This is a genomic window from Streptomyces sp. enrichment culture (genome assembly GCF_964273255.1).
In the GTDB taxonomy this organism is placed as follows: Bacteria; Actinomycetota; Actinomycetes; order Streptomycetales; family Streptomycetaceae; genus Streptomyces.
Map to the genome: position 1 here is coordinate 2,840,147 of NZ_OZ186835.1, position 18,845 is coordinate 2,858,991.

16 protein-coding genes and 2 pseudogenes are annotated in these 18,845 nt (G+C 73.6%); 5 read left to right on the top strand and 13 right to left on the bottom strand.

Annotation, left to right across the window (positions count from 1 at the left end):
* Positions 1–307: 307 nt before the first annotated feature.
* Positions 308–919, bottom strand: a complete 612-nt coding sequence (locus ACSU53_RS11960; protein WP_003948568.1) for a response regulator transcription factor — start codon at positions 917–919, stop codon at positions 308–310.
* 379 nt (positions 920–1,298) lie between these two features.
* On the opposite strand from ACSU53_RS11960, the gene ACSU53_RS11965 reads away from it, so the two are divergent.
* Entirely contained in the window at positions 1,299–1,628 is a 330-nt protein-coding gene (locus ACSU53_RS11965; protein ID WP_362090676.1) for a WhiB family transcriptional regulator, read from the top strand.
* A 118-nt stretch (positions 1,629–1,746) separates the two neighbouring features.
* On the opposite strand, the gene ACSU53_RS11970 is transcribed toward ACSU53_RS11965, so the two are convergent.
* The gene (locus tag ACSU53_RS11970; RefSeq protein ID WP_437027168.1) at positions 1,747–2,643 is read right to left on the bottom strand and encodes a LysR family transcriptional regulator; all 897 of its coding nucleotides are present in this window, start codon (positions 2,641–2,643) and stop codon (positions 1,747–1,749) included.
* Positions 2,644–2,723: 80 nt separating this feature from the next.
* Between ACSU53_RS11970 and ACSU53_RS11975 the strand changes: the two are divergent.
* From ACSU53_RS11975 to ACSU53_RS11985, 3 genes and pseudogenes are all read left to right on the top strand, one after another.
* Positions 2,724–3,380: pseudogene (locus tag ACSU53_RS11975) on the top strand (MOSC domain-containing protein); the annotation flags it as partial.
* A 759-nt stretch (positions 3,381–4,139) separates the two neighbouring features.
* A complete protein-coding gene (locus ACSU53_RS11980) occupies positions 4,140–4,913 on the top strand; it encodes an SDR family NAD(P)-dependent oxidoreductase (RefSeq protein ID WP_437027170.1) in 774 nt (257 codons plus the stop codon).
* 586 nt (positions 4,914–5,499) lie between these two features.
* On the top strand, positions 5,500–6,207 hold the full coding sequence (locus ACSU53_RS11985) for an ester cyclase (protein ID WP_437027171.1): 708 nt from the start codon (positions 5,500–5,502) through the stop codon (positions 6,205–6,207).
* Between the two features lie 300 nt (positions 6,208–6,507).
* On the opposite strand, the gene groL is transcribed toward ACSU53_RS11985, so the two are convergent.
* From groL to ACSU53_RS12005, 4 genes and pseudogenes are all read right to left on the bottom strand, one after another.
* Positions 6,508–8,133: a chaperonin GroEL gene (gene groL / locus ACSU53_RS11990; RefSeq protein ID WP_437027173.1), complete on the bottom strand. Its 1,626-nt coding sequence runs from the start codon at positions 8,131–8,133 to the stop codon at positions 6,508–6,510.
* Positions 8,134–8,247: 114 nt separating this feature from the next.
* Entirely contained in the window at positions 8,248–8,556 is a 309-nt protein-coding gene (groES, locus tag ACSU53_RS11995; RefSeq protein WP_073932713.1) for a co-chaperone GroES, read from the bottom strand.
* A 218-nt stretch (positions 8,557–8,774) separates the two neighbouring features.
* Positions 8,775–9,587, bottom strand: a pseudogene (locus tag ACSU53_RS12000) (polysaccharide deacetylase family protein); the annotation flags it as partial.
* Positions 9,588–9,898: 311 nt separating this feature from the next.
* On the bottom strand, positions 9,899–10,822 hold the full coding sequence (locus ACSU53_RS12005) for a polysaccharide deacetylase family protein (protein WP_437027175.1): 924 nt from the start codon (positions 10,820–10,822) through the stop codon (positions 9,899–9,901).
* Between the two features lie 90 nt (positions 10,823–10,912).
* Here ACSU53_RS12005 and ACSU53_RS12010 point away from each other — a divergent pair, with 90 nt between their 5' ends.
* Entirely contained in the window at positions 10,913–12,097 is a 1,185-nt protein-coding gene (locus ACSU53_RS12010; protein ID WP_437027177.1) for a class I SAM-dependent methyltransferase, read from the top strand.
* Positions 12,098–12,429: 332 nt separating this feature from the next.
* Here the strand turns inward: ACSU53_RS12010 and ACSU53_RS12015 are convergent, their stop codons facing one another.
* The 7 genes from ACSU53_RS12015 to tsaB all read right to left on the bottom strand — a co-directional run bounded on the left by ACSU53_RS12015 (position 12,430) and on the right by tsaB (position 18,814).
* Complete coding sequence (locus ACSU53_RS12015) at positions 12,430–13,638, bottom strand: RNA polymerase sigma factor (protein WP_437027179.1); 1,209 nt, start codon at positions 13,636–13,638, stop codon at positions 12,430–12,432.
* A gap of 365 nt (positions 13,639–14,003) precedes the next feature.
* On the bottom strand, positions 14,004–14,360 hold the full coding sequence (locus ACSU53_RS12020; RefSeq protein ID WP_437027181.1) for a YciI family protein: 357 nt from the start codon (positions 14,358–14,360) through the stop codon (positions 14,004–14,006).
* Positions 14,361–14,698: 338 nt separating this feature from the next.
* Positions 14,699–15,754: a LacI family DNA-binding transcriptional regulator gene (locus ACSU53_RS12025; protein ID WP_437027183.1), complete on the bottom strand. Its 1,056-nt coding sequence runs from the start codon at positions 15,752–15,754 to the stop codon at positions 14,699–14,701.
* 349 nt (positions 15,755–16,103) lie between these two features.
* The gene (locus ACSU53_RS12030; protein ID WP_437027184.1) at positions 16,104–16,367 is read right to left on the bottom strand and encodes a hypothetical protein; all 264 of its coding nucleotides are present in this window, start codon (positions 16,365–16,367) and stop codon (positions 16,104–16,106) included.
* Positions 16,364–17,527, bottom strand: coding sequence for a tRNA (adenosine(37)-N6)-threonylcarbamoyltransferase complex transferase subunit TsaD (tsaD, locus tag ACSU53_RS12035; protein ID WP_437027186.1), 1,164 nt, complete (start codon positions 17,525–17,527; stop codon positions 16,364–16,366). Before tsaD ends, ACSU53_RS12030 begins: the two co-directional genes overlap by 4 nt.
* The gene (locus tag ACSU53_RS12040) at positions 17,520–18,164 is read right to left on the bottom strand and encodes a GNAT family N-acetyltransferase (RefSeq protein WP_437027188.1); all 645 of its coding nucleotides are present in this window, start codon (positions 18,162–18,164) and stop codon (positions 17,520–17,522) included. The genes tsaD and ACSU53_RS12040 overlap by 8 nt, the downstream gene beginning before the upstream one ends.
* Positions 18,161–18,814, bottom strand: a complete 654-nt coding sequence (tsaB, locus tag ACSU53_RS12045; protein ID WP_437027190.1) for a tRNA (adenosine(37)-N6)-threonylcarbamoyltransferase complex dimerization subunit type 1 TsaB — start codon at positions 18,812–18,814, stop codon at positions 18,161–18,163. The genes ACSU53_RS12040 and tsaB overlap by 4 nt, the downstream gene beginning before the upstream one ends.
* Between the last annotated feature and the right edge of the window lie 31 nt (positions 18,815–18,845).

Below are 18,845 nucleotides of genomic sequence, written 5' to 3' on the forward strand. Positions count from 1 at the left end.
AAACGAGCAGCGGGCATCCGGCGAGCACCCTCCCCGCCCTGGTGGGGGCACGTCGAGGGGGGTGCGTCACGGCAGCTCCGGGAGGCCCTGGGACCTGTCGTTCGGATCGGCCCGGCGTCGCAGGGCCCCGGTCTCCTCCGGCCCGGCCACGGCCCCCGCCGGAGCGACGGGCCGGCCGCCGCGCCACAGGCGCCGTCGGTCACCGGTGACGGCGGGTGCGGGCCGTGCGGGGGCATCGGCGTGCCCCCGCTCGCCGGTCGCCGTACGGTGCCGGGCACCGCGTCCGGTCCGATCCGAAGGACAGGCCCTAGCGCACCAGACCCCACCGGAATCCGAGCGCCACCGCGTGGGCCCGGTCCGAGGCGCCCAGCTTCTTGAACAGGCGCCGCGCGTGCGTCTTCACGGTGTCCTCGGAGAGGAACAGCTCACGGCCGATCTCCGCGTTGGAGCGGCCGTGGCTCATGCCCTCCAGGACCTGGATCTCCCGTGCGGTGAGTGTGGGCGCGGCCCCCATCTCGGCGGAGCGCAGCCGCCGCGGGGCGAGCCGCCAGGTCGGGTCGGCGAGGGCCTGCGTGACGGTCGCGCGCAGTTCCGCGCGGGAGGCGTCCTTGTGCAGGTAGCCGCGGGCCCCGGCGGCGACGGCGAGCGCCACGCCGTCGAGGTCCTCGGCCACGGTGAGCATGATGATGCGTGCACCGGGGTCGGCGGACAGCAGCCGCCGGACCGTCTCGACGCCGCCCAGGCCGGGCATGCGTACGTCCATCAGAATCAGGTCCGAGCGGTCGGCGCCCCAGCGGCGGAGGACTTCCTCGCCGTTGGCCGCCGTCGTCACGCGCTCCACGCCGGGCACGGTCGCGACCGCGCGGCGAAGCGCCTCTCGGGCAAGCGGGGAGTCGTCGCAGACGAGGACGGAAGTCATGGCCGCCCTCCGCAGCTGATGCGCGTCACCTTGAGCCTCCAGGCTGGTACGAAATCGTCACCTGTGCGGTCGACCGTCTCGGACGCCCGCCCGAGCGCTTGTTCCTTCAACCGCCTCGCACTCTCAACGACGGTCACTCGAAAGAGTTACGGGGCCGTCTGCCATCTTCGGCACTCTACGTGAGGACGCGGACACGGTGCAGACATGCGCGCAGACCCTCCACGATTCATCACAACCCGTGCCCCATTTAGACCCTTTTCTTCCCTCTTGTTGGTGTCTGCGACTAGATTCGCAATGAGTCATATTTTCATCTCCTTGGATCGTAGTTGTACGGTCGTGGACACCAGATCCGCCCAGAACGGCTACAAGGGGTCACGCAATGGCAGATTTCTCCCGCCTTCCCGGACCGAACGCGGACCTGTGGGACTGGCAGCTCCTGGCTGCGTGCCGCGGGGTGGACAGCTCCCTCTTCTTCCACCCCGAGGGCGAGCGCGGTGCGGCGCGAAGCGCTCGCGAGAACTCGGCCAAGGAGGTCTGCATGAGGTGCCCGGTGCGCGCCGAGTGCGCGGCCCACGCGCTGGCGGTACGCGAGCCGTACGGCGTGTGGGGCGGACTGACCGAGGACGAGCGCGAAGAACTGATGGGGCGGGCGCGGCACCGGCTGGTGTCGGCGTCGGCCGGCGGCGGGCACGCCGCTTCGAACAACTGAAGGAACGTTTCTCCGCAGGGGGCACGCAGGTGCCCTTGTTTTGTCGCTGGAGGTGATCACCGTTCGGCCGCCGCAGGCGATCGCGCGGCGGGGGTGACGGCCGGGCCGCGCCGCTCCGCTACCGGGCGGCAGCCCGCGCGAGGTGGTCGAGCGTCGCGGCGACCGCCGGGACCTGGGCGAGATCTGGAAGCGTGAGGGCGACGATCTCACGCCGCACCGCGGGCTCCAGGCGGACCGTGCGCACGCCCCTGGGCCGGACGGACTCCACGGCCAGCTGCGGCAGCACCGCCACACCGAGGCCGGCGCCGACCAGACCGGCGACGGCCGGGTAGTCGTCGGTGGCGAAGTCGATGTGCGGGGTGAAGCCGGCCGTCTCGCACACCTCCACCAACTGCCCGCGGCAGCGCGGACAGCCCGCGATCCACGGCTCGTCGGCGAGTTCCCCGATGGCGACGGACTCGGCGCGCGCGAGCCGGTGCCGTTCCGGGACGAGGCCCACCAGCCGGTCCGACAGCAGCGGCCGGACGACGAGGTCGTCCCACTCCTCGGCGCCCGCCGCCCCCTCGTAGCGGAACGCGAGGGCCACGTCGCAGTCGCCGTCCCGCAGCAGTCCGACGGAACGGGGCGGCTCCGCCTCCTCCAGGGACACCCGGGTCCCGGGGTGCGCGTCGCGCAGCGCGGCCAGCGCCGCCGGCACCAGGGTGGAACTGCCGCTGGGGAAGGACACCAGTCGCACCCGTCCCGCCCGCAGCCCGGCGATGGCCGCGACCTCCTCCTCGGCGGCGGTGAGCCCGGCGAGGATCCCGGCCGCGTGCCGCACCAGCGCCTCGCCGGCCTGGGTCAGACGCATCTCGCGGCCGCTGCGGACGAGCAGCGGAGTGCCGACGGACGCCTCCAGAGCCTTCATCTGCTGGCTGACGGCGGGCTGGGTGCAGCCCAGCTCGCGGGCCGCCGCGGAGAAGGAACCGCTGGCGGACACGGCGCGCAGCACACGGAGGTGACGGGCTTCGATCACACCGGCAAGGATAAGCGATCCTTTGACGTCCGGCCCCGAACTCCGTCGACGCTTTGACCCGCATCGCCTACCGTTCGCTCATGCGGCTTCTCTCTGTGAACCTGGGGCGCCCCCGGCCCGTCACCTACACGTCCCAGCCCGAGGGCGTGACCGGCATCGACAAGCGACCGGTGGACGGGCCCGTCCGGGTGGCCGCACCCGGACCCAAGGGTGTCGGGGGCAGCGGGCTGGCCGGGGACGCGGTGTGCGAGACCCGGCACCACGGCGGGAACGACCAGGCCGTCTACGCGATGGCCCGGGAGGATCTCGACGCGTGGGAACGCACCCTGGGGCGGACCCTGTCCCACGGATGCTTCGGCGAGAACCTGACCACGGAGGGCGTCGAGGTGTCCGGCGCGCTGATCGGCGAGCGCTGGGCCATCGGCGACGAGGTGATCCTGGAGGTCACGAGCGGACGCATTCCGTGCCGCACCTTCCAGGGGCATCTGGGTGAGAAGGGCTGGGTGAAGCGGTTCACCGAGCGGGGTGCGCCGGGGGCGTATCTGCGCGTCGTGCGCCCGGGTGAGATACGGGCGGGCGACCCGGTGCGCATCGTGCACCGCCCTGCTCACGACGTGACGGTCGCCCTGCAGTTCCGGGCCATGACGACGGACCGGACGCTGCTCCCCCGGCTGCTGGCGGCGGGGCCGGCGCTCCACCCGGAGTCCCTGGCGGCTGCACGGGCCCACGTGGAGAGGTCCAGGGAGGCCGGAAGGCCGGACAGGAACGAGAGGGCCGACGAGAACGACGACGACGGCGGGATGCCCGACACGACCAGGAAGTCCGGCAGGGCCGAGAAGCGCCAGGACTCCGCGGAGTCCGGAACTGTGCGCGCGGGCTGACGGGCCGACAGCCACGGGCATGGCACGCGGGGGACGGCGGACGACCGACGCCAGACGGCCGGCGCCACACGGCTGAGTCACAGGGCCGACGCCACACGGCAGATGACGGTCGGCTGACGGCAGATGACGGTCGGCAGATGACGCTCGGCTGACGGCAGGATGGCAGACCGCAGACGGCTCCTAAGGGGAAACCCCGGACCGCGGCCGCGGGTTGTCTCCGGGGTGACTGGGGGCGGTTCCCCGATGTCCGGAGGACAGTGATCCACGAGGCTCGTTGCATGCCTCGTTACCCGACCCCCAGCGCGGCGCCGGGCGGAGAAGTCCCGCCCGGTGCCTCCCGTCGCGGCTTCCGCCGGAAGCGCCTCGTCGTCGCACTGAGTTCGATGGTCACCGCCTTGGCGGTGACCATCGGCGCCCTGTTCGCCCGGTGGTGGACGGATGCCGTGGTGAGTCCGGTGGTCACCCGGCGCGCCCACCCCGGTCACGCAGACCACGCGAGGCACCAGGGCCACGGGCGCGGGGCGGCGCACGGTGGAGGCGGGCCGGGCTCCCGTGCACCGCCGGAGGCGGGGACACCGAGCGGACGGCTTGCCTCCGGGTAACTAGTCTTGCGCCATGACAACGGCTCTGATTACGGGTTCGACGGCAGGCATCGGTGCCGCGTTCGCGCGGCGGCTGGGGGCCGACGGACATGACCTGGTGCTGGTGGCCCGAGACATCGCCCGGCTGCGGGAGCAGGCGACCGAGCTGCACGACCTGCACGGCATCGAGGCCGAGGTGCTCTCGGCCGACCTGGCGGAGGACGAGGGCATCGAGGCGGTGGCCGACCGTCTCGGGGACCGCAAGAACCCCGTCGACCTGCTGATCAACAACGCCGGATTCGGCAACAAGGGCCGTTACCTGGACGTCTCCATGGCCGACGAGCTGCGGATGATCAAGGTGCACTGCGAGGCCGTGCTGCGCCTGACCTCGGCGGCGGCCGAGGCGATGCGGGAACGTGGACGCGGCGGCGTGGTGAACGTGGCCTCCGTGGCGGCGTTCGTACCGCGGGGGACCTACGGGGCGTCCAAGGCGTGGGTCGTGCAGTTCACCCAGGGTGCGGCCAAGGACCTGGCCGGCAGCGGGGTACGCCTGATGGCACTGTGCCCGGGATTCGTGCGCACCGAATTCCACGAGCGAGCGGGGATGGGAACGGACAGCATCCCCAACTGGATGTGGCTGGACGCCGACAAGGTGGCCGAGGCCGGGCTGGCGGATCTGGCCCGCGGCAAGTCGGTGTCGATCCCCGACCCGCGTTACAAGGCGCTCATGGGTGCGGCGAAGCTGGTCCCGCGCGGGCTGCTCGGCGGGATCACCTCCCGTACGGGACGGAAATACGGCCCGCAGTAGGGCCTGGCGCGAACAGGGGAAGCGGCCGGTTCCGGACGGGACGAACGGGACGACGGGACGGACGGGACGCTGTGGGGAGAACAGCTCCGTCCAGCACGTCACCATCCAGGAACGCACGGGCGCCAGGGGCCTTGCCGGGGCGCCAGGGTCCTTGCCGGTGCCGGTGCCGGTGCCGGCGCCGGTGCCCGTGCCGCGCCGGTACCGGCGGACAAAGTGCCGTCGGTACCGGCTGACAAAGTGCCGTCGGACAAGGTGCGGGCAGAAGCGGTGGCGAAGCCCCAGGGGCAGCGCCGGTGACACCCGGCCCCCTCTCCCCGGGCCACCGGCGGAAGCGGTGGCGGGGTGCGTGCCGGTGCGGTGCCGCGCTCGGCGGCCGGCCTGCCGCATTGCCGGCGGTGCCCGGGAGGCGGTGCCCGCGAGGGGTGTGCCGGCGCACGGCAGGTGCGCCGGCCGCTCACCGGGCGACGGTGTCCGGTCGCCGCCCGCCCGGTGAGGCGATGTGGCGACCGGGGTCCGGTGGGAAAATGAGGTGGCGGCTTCTGACCGGACCCGGACCCGGAACGCAGGGGGGCCGGAGGTGAACGTGATGACCTTCGTCCAGCTCATCGACTGCAGGACCAACCGCTTCGACGACATCAACCGGCTCATGGACCAGTGGGTCGAGCAGTCCAGGGGCAAGCGGACGGCGACGCACGCGGTGGTCGCCAAGGACCGCTCGGATGCGTCGCACCTCATCGAGATCGTGGAGTTCCCGTCGTACGAGGAGGCGATGCGCAACTCGCGGCTGCCGGAGACCGACCGCATCTTCCGGGAGATGGTGGCCCTGTGCGACGGCTCCCCGACGTTCACGAACCTGGACGTCGTACGGGACGCACAGCTGCACACCGGTACCGCGCGGAGGTTCTTCGAGGTGCTGGCCGGTGACGGCGACCTGTCCCCGATGGCCGGGATCGTCGCGGAGCACTACCGCGACCACGATCCGGCCAACGAACAGGACGTGATCGGGCTGGACCACCTGCGGCGCGAGATGGACGTCTGGCGGGACGGGTTCGACTTCGTCCTCCGGATCGAGGACCAGTTCGCCGAGGGCGACCGGGTGTGCACGCGGTGGTCCTGGGAGGGCACGCAGAAGGGCGAGTTCCTGGGCATCCCCGCCACGGGCAAGAAGGCGGCCATGACGGGGACGACCGTCTTCCGCTTCGACGACCGCGGCCGGATCGCCGAGGGCTGGTGGCAGTACGACCGGCTGGGCCTGATGGCGCAACTCGGTGCCCTGGAGCCCACGGAGCTCTGAGCCCGTGCGCGGACCGCGCCGAAGCCCCCCTCTGCCCGGACGCGAGCCCCGCCGAAACCCTCAACCCGTGCGCGGACCGCGCCAAAGCTCTCACCCCGGACGCGAGCCCCACGAAATCCTCACCCCGGACGCGAGCCCCGCCGGAGTTCCGAGATCCCGGCGTCGGCCGCGCGACCGCGCGACCGCGCGACCGGGCGGCTGCGGCGCACGCCCGCCCGCGCCCGGTCGTGCGCGTGCAGGGCATGGGGAAGCCCCCGCGCCCTGACGGGCAGCGGGGGCTTCACCGGACGGGCGGGTGCCTCAGTGGGCGTGGCCGTGGCCGTGGCCCGCGGCGGCCGGCTCCTCCTCTTCCTTCTTCTCGACGACCAGGGTCTCGGTCGTGAGGAGCAGGGAGGCGATGGAAGCGGCGTTCTCCAGGGCGGAGCGGGTGACCTTGACCGGGTCGATGACGCCGGCCTTGATCAGGTCGCCGTACTCGCCGGTGGCGGCGTTGTAACCGCTGCCCTTCTCCAGCTCGGCGACCTTGGAGACGATCACGTAGCCCTCGAGGCCGGCGTTCTCGGCGATCCAGCGCAGCGGCTCGACGGCGGCCTTGCGGACCACGGAGACACCGGTGGCCTCGTCGTCGGTCTTGTCGAGGTTGCCCTCGAGGACCTTGACGGCGTGGACCAGCGCGGAGCCACCACCGGAGACGATGCCCTCCTCGACCGCGGCGCGGGTCGCGGAGATGGCGTCCTCCAGACGGTGCTTCTTCTCCTTGAGCTCCACCTCGGTGGCGGCGCCGACCTTGATCACGCACACGCCGCCGGCCAGCTTCGCGAGGCGCTCCTGGAGCTTCTCGCGGTCCCAGTCGGAGTCGGTGGTCTCGATCTCGGCCTTGATCTGGGCGACGCGACCGGTCACGTCCTCCTTGTTGCCACCGCCGTCGACGATCGTGGTGTCGTCCTTGGTGACGGTTACGCGGCGGGCGGAGCCGAGCACGTCCAGGCCGACCTGGTCCAGCTTGAGGCCGACCTCCTCGGAGACGACCGTGGCGCCGGTGAGGACGGCCATGTCCTGGAGCATCGCCTTGCGGCGGTCACCGAAGCCGGGGGCCTTCACGGCGACGGCGTTGAAGGTGCCGCGGATCTTGTTGACGACCAGGGTCGACAGGGCCTCGCCCTCGACGTCCTCGGCGATGATCAGCAGCGGCTTGGAGGAGTTGGCCTGGATGACCTTCTCCAGCAGCGGCAGCAGGTCGGCGATCGCGCTGATCTTGCCCTGCGTGATCAGGATGTACGGGTCGTCGAGGACGGCCTCCATACGCTCCTGGTCGGTGACGAAGTAGGGCGACAGGTAGCCCTTGTCGAAGGCCATGCCCTCGGTGAAGTCGAGCTCCAGGCCGAAGGTGTTGGACTCCTCGACGGTGATGACACCGTCCTTGCCGACCTTGTCCATGGCCTCGGCGATGAGCTCGCCGACCTGCTGGTCCTGGGCGGACAGCGCGGCCACGGCGGCGATGTCGGACTTCTCGTCGATCGGGCGGGCCGACGCGAGCAGGTCCTCCGAGACCGCGGCGACGGCCGCGTCGATGCCCTTCTTCAGGGCGGCCGGAGAGGCACCGGCGGCCACGTTCTTCAGGCCCTCGCGGACCAGGGCCTGGGCGAGCACGGTGGCGGTGGTGGTGCCGTCACCAGCGATGTCGTTGGTCTTGGTCGCCACCTCCTTCACCAGCTGCGCGCCGAGGTTCTCGTACGGGTCCTCGACCTCGACCTCACGGGCGATCGTGACACCGTCGTTGGTGATGGTGGGGGCGCCGAACTTCTTGTCGATGACGACGTTGCGGCCCCGGGGGCCGATCGTCACCTTCACCGTGTCGGCCAGCTTGTCGACGCCGCGCTCGAGGGCGCGACGGGCGTCCTCGTCGAACTTCAGGATCTTCGCCATGGCAGCGGGAGCCCTCTCGGAATTCTGGATGACAACACTGCGCCCCGGGCGCCCGGCTTCTCAGCGATGGCGGGGGCCAGGGGCGCAGTTCGAGCAAATGTGCTTCGAGGTGGCTTACTTCTCGACGATCGCGAGGACGTCGCGAGCCGAGAGGACGAGGTACTCCTCGCCGTTGTACTTCACCTCGGTGCCGCCGTACTTGCTGTAGAGCACGACATCGCCGACCTTCACGTCGAGCTCGACGCGCTTGCCGTCCTCGATCCGGCCCGGGCCGATGGCCAGGACGACGCCCTCCTGGGGCTTCTCCTTGGCGGTGTCCGGAATGACCAGGCCCGAAGCCGTGGTCTGCTCGGCGTCGAGCGGCTGGACCACGATGCGGTCCTCGAGCGGCTTGATGGCAACCTTGGAGCTGGCGGTCGTCACGATCCGACCTCCCCCTTCGGAGATCTCACGGGGTTAACTGTCTGAGGTGGCGACCAGGTCGATCCGTCGTCGCGGGTGCCGGACCTGCCCGTCGCGTTGTTGGCACTCTCCAGGGGGGAGTGCCAGACCCGAGACTATGACCGCGATTAGCACTCGGTCAAGCGGAGTGCCAATTGCGTGCCGCGCGTCGGAGACGGGTGCGCCGTCCGCGCCGGGCCTCAGGTGCTCCCGGGGGCCGTCCCGCGGGGCCGCGCATCGCCGGGTGGCGTGCCGCCGGAGGGCGGGGCCGAGGCGTCGCGGTGTCCGTCGGCGGCCGGTGACCCGGCGGCGTCCCAGTGGTCCTCCAGGGAGGCCACCGTCAGGCCGTGCCCGTCCAGCTCGGCCAGGAGCCGTTCCGTGCGCTCCCGGAGGGACGGCGCCGGCGCTCCGTCCGACGGGACGCGGATGATGTCGCCGGGGCGCGGCCGGTACGGACCGCGGGCGTCGGCGAGGGTGCCGTCCGGTTGCACGGTGGCCCTCCACAGGACCACCGCGGCGATGTGGCAGTCGGCGGCGGCGCGCAGCGTCGTGGAGTCGTACGTGCCGTGGGGCGGGCGGAGGAAGCGGGCCCGGACCCCGAAGCGGGCCCTGAGCTTGCGCTGCTGGCCGCAGATCTCGGCGCGCTGGCCCGCGTAGGGCAGGCCCCGCAGGGAGGGGTGGTCCAGGGTGTGGTTCTGCAGGCCGGCGCCGACCGCCCGCAGCCGGGCGAAGCGGCCGTACCCGGGACCGGCCACGGCGTCGGTGAGGAACAGGGTGACCGGCAGACGGCGGTCGCGGATCAGGTCGATGAGCCCGGGGTCGCGTCCGGCACCGTCGTCGTAGGTCAGGAACACGACCCGGTCGCGCGTCGGGACACGGTCGATCACGGGGGGAAGGTGATTCCCCGCCCGGGCTTCCCCGCCCCCGCCCGCCGACCGCCCCGCTCCGCTTCCGGTGCCGTCCCCCGCGCCTGCCCCGGTCCCGGCCCGTGCCCCCGCGTCCTCACCCGCACCGACGCCGGCGCCGGCGTCCGCTGCGGACCCGTCACGGTCCCCGGACCCGTCACCGTCCCCGGTTCCGTCACCCTTCCCGGGTCCGTCCCCTGCCCGGGTGCCGTCACTCGCCCCGGCGCCGCCGTCCGCCCCGGCGCCGCCGTCCGCCCCGGGGCCGTCGTGGCCGCCCGTTCCGTGTGCTGCGGCGCCGTGTCCGTGCCGGGCGGTGCCGCCGGGGGGTCCGGCGGCGGGGGTGGCGCAGGCCGCGAGGGTCGTGAGCAGGGCGGCGGCACCGGCGGCCAGGAGGCGGAGCGTGGTCGCCGGGCCCCGCCTCACAGGTAGTCCTCCAGGCGTCCCACCGCGTAGCCCTCGGCCGTGACCTTGTCGAGGAAGCGGCGGATCATGTCGGGCATCGTGCCCTTCCAGTCGTCCCGTCCCCGGAAGTGGCTGAGGACGATGTCGCCGGGGCGCAGTTTGCGGTCCCACTCGCGGTAGTCCCAGCGGTCGGCGAACACCTCCTCGTTCCACAGAGGCACGTGGGTGATGCCGCAGGACTTGGCGACGCGCAGGGTGTCCTTGTTGTAGTTGCCGAAGGGCGGGCGGAACAGGACGGGGCGCTCGCCGTACCGCTTCTCGATCACCCGCTGCATACCGCAGATCTCGCGCTTCTGCCGGTCGTAGGAGAGCTTGGGCAGGTAGGGGTGGTGGAGCGTGTGGTTGTGCAGGCCGACGCCCAGGTCCCGCATCTTCTCGAAGTAGGCGTAGTCGTCCTTGACCACGTAGTCGCTGAGGAAGGCGGTGTACGGGACCTGCAGTTCGTTCATCATCCGCAGGAAGGCCGGGTCCTTCTCGGCGCCGTCGTCGATGGTGAGGAAGACGACCTTCTGGTCCGTCGGGACCGTGGTGAAGACCGGGGGGAGGCCCAGCCGCCGGTGCCCCTCCACCTCGAAGCCCTTGCGGGTGGTGATCGTCGGTTTGCGCGCGGGCGGTGCCGGGGCGGTGAGCGGTGTCTGCTTCAGGCCCCAGCTGCGGGCGGCGGCGGCCCGGGCCGCGTGGCGGGCGTGGAGCTTGTCGGCATAGGAGTCGAGGGCGCGGGCCGGGGGCGCGTTCAGGGGCTGCCGGCCCCCGGCCCCCTGGACCTCGGTGGCGGCACCCTGGCCGCAGCCCGCGGCGAGGGCGGCGAGGGCGAGAGCGGCGAGACCGGTCCGCCTCCTTCCGCGCGCCGACCTTTTATCAGTTTGTCCTACTACTCGCATGGTGCCGGATCCTCGCAGCCCGTCCCCCCGGCCCCGGCCCGACACCGCGGCGGGACGCGCGCGGTCCACCGACTGGCCCACAATGACCCGGTGAACGACCTCGCCCCGCTCCTCACCCCCGAAGGCCGCGCCCTCCTCGACGAGGTGCGCGACACCTCCCCCGCGCAGGAACTCGCCGTCGCCACCCGGCTGCGCCGCACCCACCCGGCGGAGCTGGTGTCGGCGGCACTCGGCCAGGCGCGACTGCGGCAACGGGCGGTGGCGAAGTTCGGGGAGGAGGACGCCGCCCGGATGTTCTTCACGCCCCACGGCGTCGAGCAGTCGACCCGGGCGAGCGTGGCGGCGTACCGGGCGCGGTGCTTCGTGGAGCGGGGCGTGACCTCGGTGGCGGACCTGTGCTGCGGCATCGGCGGGGACGCGGTCGCGCTGGCCCGCGCCGGGATCCGGGTCCTGGCGGTGGACCGGGACCCGTTGACCGCGGCGGTGGCGCGGGCGAACGCGCAGGCCCTGGGGCTCGACGGTCTGATCGAGGTGCGGGAGGCCGACGTCGCTGATGTCGACACGGGCGGGTACGACGCCGTTTTCGTCGACCCGGCCCGGCGGGGCGGCCGGGGCCGGGTCTTCGACCCCGAGGCGTACTCGCCCCCGCTGTCCTGGGCCGTCGGGGCGGCCCGCGCGGCGACACGCGCCGCCGCGCTCAAGGTCGCGCCCGGCATTCCGCACGAGGCCGTTCCCGAGGACTTCGCCGCCGAGTGGATCTCGGACGGCGGGGAGGTGAAGGAGGCCGTGCTGTGGTGCGGCCCCGAGCAGCAGGTGCCCCCGGGCACGGTCCGGGCGACCCTGCTGCCCGGGCCGCGCACCCTCCTCTCGCGCGGCCTGCCCGACCCGGCGGTGCGTCCGCCCGGCCGGTACCTGTACGAGCCGGACGGCGCGGTCGTCCGCGCGCACCTGGTCGCCGAGGTCGCCCAGGAGCTCGACGGCGGGCTCCTCGACCCGACCATCGCGTACGTCACCGCCGACACCCACCGCCCGACGCCGTACGCCACCGCCTACGAGATCACCGACCGGATGCCGTTCAACGCCAAGAAGCTGAAGGCCCTCCTGCGGGAGCGCCGGGTCGGCACGCTGACCGTGAAGAAGCGCGGCTCGGCGGTGGAACCGGAGGAGCTGCGCCGCAAGGTCCTGCCCAAGCCCCACGGCAGCGCCGCCGTCACGGTCTTCCTGACCCGCGTGGCGGGCGCCCCGACGATGCTGCTGGGCCACCCCGTGACGTGACACCAACACCGGCGCGCCGCACCCCTGGGGTCCTCCCCCGCGAAAGCTCCTGCCCCGGGTCCCGCGCCCCCGGGTTACGCGACTTCGGGTACCGCGCCCTCGGGGTCAGCGCCCTCGGGTTCCGCGACCTCCTCCCGGACGCGGCCGGAGCCGGAGCCACTGGGGCGACGCCGGGGCGGCCCGGGAAGAGCCGGGGCGGTCGCCGGGGCGGTCACGGAGTCGGCGGGCGTCGCGGAGAGCACGGCCGCCGGACTTCCGCACCGGCTCGGGTCTGCTCGCGCCTCTTCGCGCGCCGTCTTCACGTGCCGTCTTCGCGTGCCCTCTTCGTGCGCCTATGCGCCCGTCTCCTCCGCCCGTCGCAGCAGCATCCGCCGTTCCCGCTCGTTGCGGGTGAGCGCGGCGGCCCGCGCGAACTCGGCGCGGGCCTCCCCGGTGCGGCCCAGGCGGGCCAGCAGGTCGCCGCGCACGCTGGGCAGCAGGTGGTAGTCGCGCAGCGCCGCCACCCCGGTCAGGGCGTCGACGAGGGGCAGCGCGGCGGCCGGACCCTCGGCCATGGACACGGCGACCGCGCGGTTGAGTTCGACGACCGGCGACGGCGCCCGGGCGGCGAGCACGCCGTACAGGGTGGCGATGCGGGCCCAGTCGGTCTCCTCGTAGCGGAGCGCGTGGGCGTGACAGGCCGCGATGGCGGCCTGGAGGGCGTACGGCCCCGGTGCCCCGGCGGAGACGGCCTCGGCGCGGCCGAGGGCGGTGACGCCCCGGGCGATGAGCAGGCGGTTCCAGCGGGCCCGGTTCTGGTCCTTGAGCAGCACCGGCTCGCCGTCCGGGCCGGTGCGCGCGGCGGCGCGGGCGGACTGGAACTCCAGCAGTGCGGTCAGTCCGTGCACCTCCGGTTCGTCCGGCATCAGCCCGGACAGCACCCGGGCCAGCCGCAGCGCGTCCTCGCACAGGGCGGGGCGCAGCCAGTCGTCGCCGGCCGTGGCGGCGTAGCCCTCGTTGAAGATCAGGTAGATGACGTCCAGGACCGACCCGAGGCGGGCCTCACGGTCGGGGCCGCCGGGCACCTCGAAGGCGATGTTCCGGGTGGCCAGCGTGCGTTTCGCGCGCACGATGCGCTGGGCGACCGTCGGCTCCGGGACCAGGAACGCCCGGGCGATCTCGGCCGTCGTCAGCCCGCCGAGCAGACGCAGGGTGAGGGCGGTCCGGGCCTCGGCGGACAGCACGGGGTGGCAGGCGGTGAACACCAGCCGGAGCAGGTCGTCGTCGATCGCGTCCGGGTCGGCGGGCTCCTCGGGCGGCACCGCGGCCGGGAGGTCCCGCCCGATCTCCGCCAGCTTGCGGGCGTACGTCTCGCGACGCCGGATCAGGTCGACGGCACGGCGGCGGGCCGTGGTCATCAGCCAGGCGCCCGGGTTGTCGGGCACGCCGTCGGACGGCCACCGCTCCAGCGCGGCGACGAGGGCGTCCTGAGCGAGCCCCTCGGCGATGCCGACGTCCCGGACGATCCGGGCGGCCCCGGCGACCAGCCGGGGAAACTCCATGCGGAAGACGGCGTCGATGGTCCGCGCGGCGGCGTCGGCCGGCGCACTGCCGGTGCCCGGGGCGGTACCGGCGCGCGGCGCGGCCGGCGGGGTCGCGGCGGTCCCGGTGGGCTCCGGCCCCGAGGGCGCGGCGGCATCGACGGGCGCGGGGGCGTCCGGCCGCCCGGAGGAACGGGCGCCGGCGGTGCCGCCGGTCCCGTCTCCGCCTCCGCCGTCACAGGGGCCTGTGGTGGGCTGCGGTGTCACAGCCCACCATCAGACACCGGTACGGCGGCCGGGCCAAACAGGCGGGGTGGGCGGGCCGGACCGGCCTGCGTCCGACGGGACGGGCCCTCCCGCGCGTCCCGGGTCCAGCCGCCGCCCGCTCAGGCCTCGACGACCTCGCGCACCTCGCAGGTCACCGTCCAGTGCGGCTCGTGGACCTTCAGGAACCGCTTGGTCCACTCGATCGCCTCGGCCCTGTCCTTGGCCTGCAGCAGGGCGTAGCCGCCGACGACCTCCTTGCTCTCGGTGAACGGCCCGTCGGTGACGGACAGTTCACCGCCCTCGTAGTGCACCCGGGCCCCCTGTGCGGTCGGGGTGAGTCCGGCGGTGTCCAGCAGGACGCCCGCCTTGGTCATCTCCTCGATCAGCTCGCCCATGCGCTGCATCAGCTCCGGGCTGGGGCCCTCGGCGGGGGCGTTGTTCTCGTCGATCCGGATCATGGAGAGGTAACGCGGCATGGTGACTCCTCGTGTCGTGCGGACCGGGTCCTTCCCGGCCTCTCACCCCTGCGTCGAACGGACGACGCCGGATTCGACACGCCTCCCGGACATTCTCCGAAGTTTCCCGCGCACCCGCCCGCGGCCCTCGATGGCCCGCGCACCCGCGCACCCGCGTCAGATCCTCGCGCCCGCCCGCGCTCGCCAGTTCCCCACGCGCCCCCAGCGCCGTGAGCGCCCCGCCCGCGACCGGCCTCGCCCTGCCCGCGACCGCCGGGCGACCGTCAGCGTCTCACCGGGCGGAGCGTCAGCGGCCCGCCGGGAGCGCCGCAAGCGGCCGGACGGCCTCCCCGGAGGCTCTACGCGGCGCCCCCCGGGGGTGCCGTGCTGCTGCGCACGACCAGGCTGGTGGCCAGTTCGACCCGGGTCGCGGCCGGCGCCTCGTCGGAGCGGCCGAGGTCGAGCACCAGCCTCGCCGCCGCCTCCGCCATCTCGGTCAGCGGCTGCCGGACGGTCGTCAGCGGCGGTCCCACCCAGCGCGCGATCGGCAGGTCGTCGAACCCGACCACGCTGACGTCCTCCGGGATCCGCAGTCCCAGCTCGCGCGCGGCCTCGTACAGCCCGAGCGCCTGCAGGTCGTTGCCGGCGAAGACGGCGGTGGGCCGGTCGGGCCGGCGCAGCAGGGCGAGGCCCTGCCGGTAGCCGGCCTCGTGGTGGAAGTCGCCGGTGACGACCAGCCCCGGGTCCACCGGCAGTCCGGCGGTCTCCAGGGCGGCCCGGTAGCCGTCGACGCGGGCGCGGCTGCACATCATCCGGGAGGGCCCGCTGATGGCGCCGATCCGGGTGTGGCCGAGCTCGATGAGGTGGCGGGTGGCAGCGAGCCCGCCCTGCCAGTTGGTGGCGCCGATGGACGGCACGTCGGTGCCCGGGTCGCCGGCCGGGTCCATCACCACGAAAGGGATCGAACGGCTGGTCAGCAGCGCCTGCCCGGACGCGTCCAGGCCGGAGAGGACGAGGATCACGCCGTGCGGGCGGCGGGCGGCGACCTGGTCGGCCCAGGTGCGGCCCGGAGTGAGCCGTCCGGCGCTCTCGGACAGCACGACGCTCAGCCCGGTGCTCCTGGCGACGTTCTCCACGCCCCGGATGACCTCCATCGCCCAGGCGCTCTCCAGTTCGTGGAAGACCAGGTCGATCAGCGGCGAGCGGGTGGCCTCGGCCCGGCGGCGCCGGTACCCGTGGGCGCGCAGCAGCTCCTCCACCCGGTTGCGGGTGCCGGGCGCGACGTCGGCGCGGCCGTTGAGCACCTTCGAAACAGTCGGCGCGGAGACACCCGCCTCACGGGCGATCTCGGCGAGGGTCGCGGACTGTGCGGTGCGCCGTCGCGGCCGGGCTTCGGCAGGCTGCGGGGAAGTCATGGCGGCGATCGTAACCCCGTGGGGGCCGGTGGCGAAGTGCTCGGGAAGCCATATAAGAAACGACCTGTGCCCGGAACTTTCGCCCTCAGGGGCTAAACATTCGCGGTCGTCGGTTCTCGCGGGGCTCCGCAGCGCCGGAGGCGCCGCACCGGCCGGCCTCCGCGGCGGGGCCACCCCCGGCCGAAGCCGTCTCCGCCCGGCCGCCGACTCCCTCATCGCTGCCCGCGCGTTCCGGCCCTCCGACTCCCCCGTCGTTCCCCACGCGTTCCCGGCCCGCCGACTCCCCGTCCCTGTCCGCCCCTCCCCGCCCGTTCCGGCCCGGCTCATTCCTCCCCGGCGGGACGGGGCGTCACGCGCCGCCGACGGACTCGAACCGCCAGCGGTGCACCGGCCGGGCGGTCGTCCCCTCGTCCGGTTCGGGGAGTTCGGGCAGGTCCGCGTCGTACGGGGCGTCCCACCAGGTGATCACCAGGACCCGGTCCTGCGGGGCCCGGAGGATCTCGCGGCGGACAGGCTCCCCGGGGAGGTCCCGCAGCCGTTCCTCGGCCCAGGCCAGCAGGCCGGGGCCGCGCCCGGGGAGCGCGCGGGCCTCCCACATCAGGGCGACCGTCATGAGTACAGGTTCTCCTTGGCCGTCTCGTGCACGTGGTCGTGGCTGTGGCTGTGGCTGTGGCTGTGACCGTGCGGGTGCCCGTGGGAGGGGGCCCGCCCGTCGTCCTCGAGGTGCGCGGTGCCTGGCACGTGCGGTTCCGTCACCGGCAGGGACGAGTCGGCCGAGAGGTCCCAGTCGGAGGCCGGCCGGTTGCGGGCCACCATCTCCGCGCCCAGGGCGGCGACCATCGCGCCGTTGTCCGTGCACAGCTTGGGGCGGGGGACACGCAGCCGGATGCCGGCAGCGTCGCAGCGCTCCTGGGCCAGGGCCCGCAGACGGGAGTTGGCGGCGACCCCACCGCCGATCATCAGGTGGTCGACGCCCTCGTCCTTGCACGCGCGCACGGCCTTGCGGGTGAGGACGTCCACGACCGCCTCCTGGAACGAGGCCGACACGTCGCGCACCGGCACCTCCTCCCCCGCCGCCCTCTTGGCCTCGATCCAGCGGGCCACGGCCGTCTTCAGCCCGGAGAAGGAGAAGTCGTACGCCGGGTCGCGCGGGCCGGTCAGGCCGCGCGGGAAGGCGATGGCGTCCGGGTCGCCCTCGCGCGCGTACCGGTCGATGACCGGGCCGCCGGGGAAGCCGAGGTTCAGCACCCGGGCGATCTTGTCGAAGGCCTCGCCCGCCGCGTCGTCGATGGTCGCGCCCAGGGGGCGGACGTCGGAGGTGATGTCGGCGGACAGCAGGAGGGAGGAGTGCCCGCCGGACACCAGCAGGGCCATCGTCGGCTCGGGGAGCGAGCCGTGCTCCAGCTGATCGACGCAGATGTGGGAGGCGAGGTGGTTGACCCCGTACAGCGGCTTGCCCAGCGCGTAGGCGTACGCCTTGGCCGCCGTGACGCCGACCAGGAGCGCGCCGGCCAGGCCGGGGCCGGCGGTGACGGCGATGCCGTCGAGGTCGCGGGCGCTCACCCCGGCGTCCTTCAGCGCACGGCGGATGGTGGGGACCATCGCCTCCAGGTGCGCGCGGGAGGCCACCTCCGGGACCACACCGCCGAAGCGGGCGTGCTCGTCGACGCTGGACGCGACGGCGTCGGCCAGCAGGGTGGTGCCGCGCACGACACCGACACCGGTCTCGTCGCAGGAGGTCTCGATCCCCAGAACGAGGGGTTCGTCAGCCATGGTTCTCGGTTCCTTGTACGCCGTTCGCGGATCGGTCCGGGGCGGTGGGCGGGGTGGAGGGGTCGGTCAGGCGCATCACCAGGGCGTCCACGTTCCCCGGCTGGTAGTAGCCGCGCCGGACCCCGATGGTCTCGAACCCGAAGCGCTCGTAGAGCTTCTGGGCGCGGACGTTGTCGACCCGGCACTCCAGCAGCACCTCGGAGCACTCGAACGCGGTCGCGGCGCGCAGCAGGTCGGTCAGCAGCCGCGAGCCCAGGCCGGTCCCCCAGTGGTCCCGGGTGACGGCGATGGTCTGGACGTCGGCGCCGCCGCCCGGTGAGCCGCCTGCCGGGGAGTCGCCGCCGGCCAACCCGCCGCCGGGTGAATCGCCCGCGCGCTCACCGGCCGCGGCCCCGTCCGGTTCCCCGTCCTGCGCCGCGCCGGAGGCGGCGAGCCCGGCGTAGCCGACGATCCGGTCGCCCTCCTGGGCGACCACGTACCGCCGGGTCGCCCCCGGGCCGCGGGCATGGGCGAGCTCGGACCAGAACATCCCGCGGGACCAGGCGTCCTCCGGGAACAGTTCGCGTTCGAGTTCCAGGACGGGCTCGATGTCCCACCAACGCATCTCACGCAGCACGACAGTCTCGGCTCCGGTCACTTCGGGGTGACCACCTTGTAGTTCTTGGGGACCTGGGCGTCGGGACGGCGCAGGTACAGCGGCCGGGGGGCGGGCAGTTCCGCTCCGGACGCGAGTCTCCCGGCGGCCAGCCGGGCCAGCGCGGCGGCGGACACGTGCTCGGGTTCGTGGGCACGGGGGAACGTCTCGGGGTAGAGCAGCGCGCCCGCGCCGACCGCGGGCAGGCCCTTGACCTGCTCGGCGATGTCGGCGGGCCGGTCCACGGCCGGGTCGGTCACCCGGGTGTGCGGGTCCGCGTACCGCGCCCAGTAGACCTCTTTGCGGCGGGCGTCGGTCGCCACCACGAAGGGGCCGTCCACCGCGGCGGCGTGAGCGAGGCCGTCCAGCGTGCACACGCCGTGCACGGGGACCCCGAGGGCGAGCCCGAAGGTGTCGGCCGTCATCAGGCCGACGCGCAGTCCCGTGTACGGACCGGGCCCGATGCCGACGACGATGCCGGTGACCGCGTCCAGCCCCCGGCCCGCTTCGGCGAGGACCCGGTCGATCGCCGGCAGCAGCAGCTCCCCGTGGCGGCGGGCGTCCACCTGACTGGAGGAGGCGATGACGTCGTCGCCGTCGTGCAGCGCGACGGTGACGGCGGGGGTGGCGGTATCCAGAGCGAGCAAGAGCACGCAAACAGCCTACGGCGCTCGCGGCGGCGCC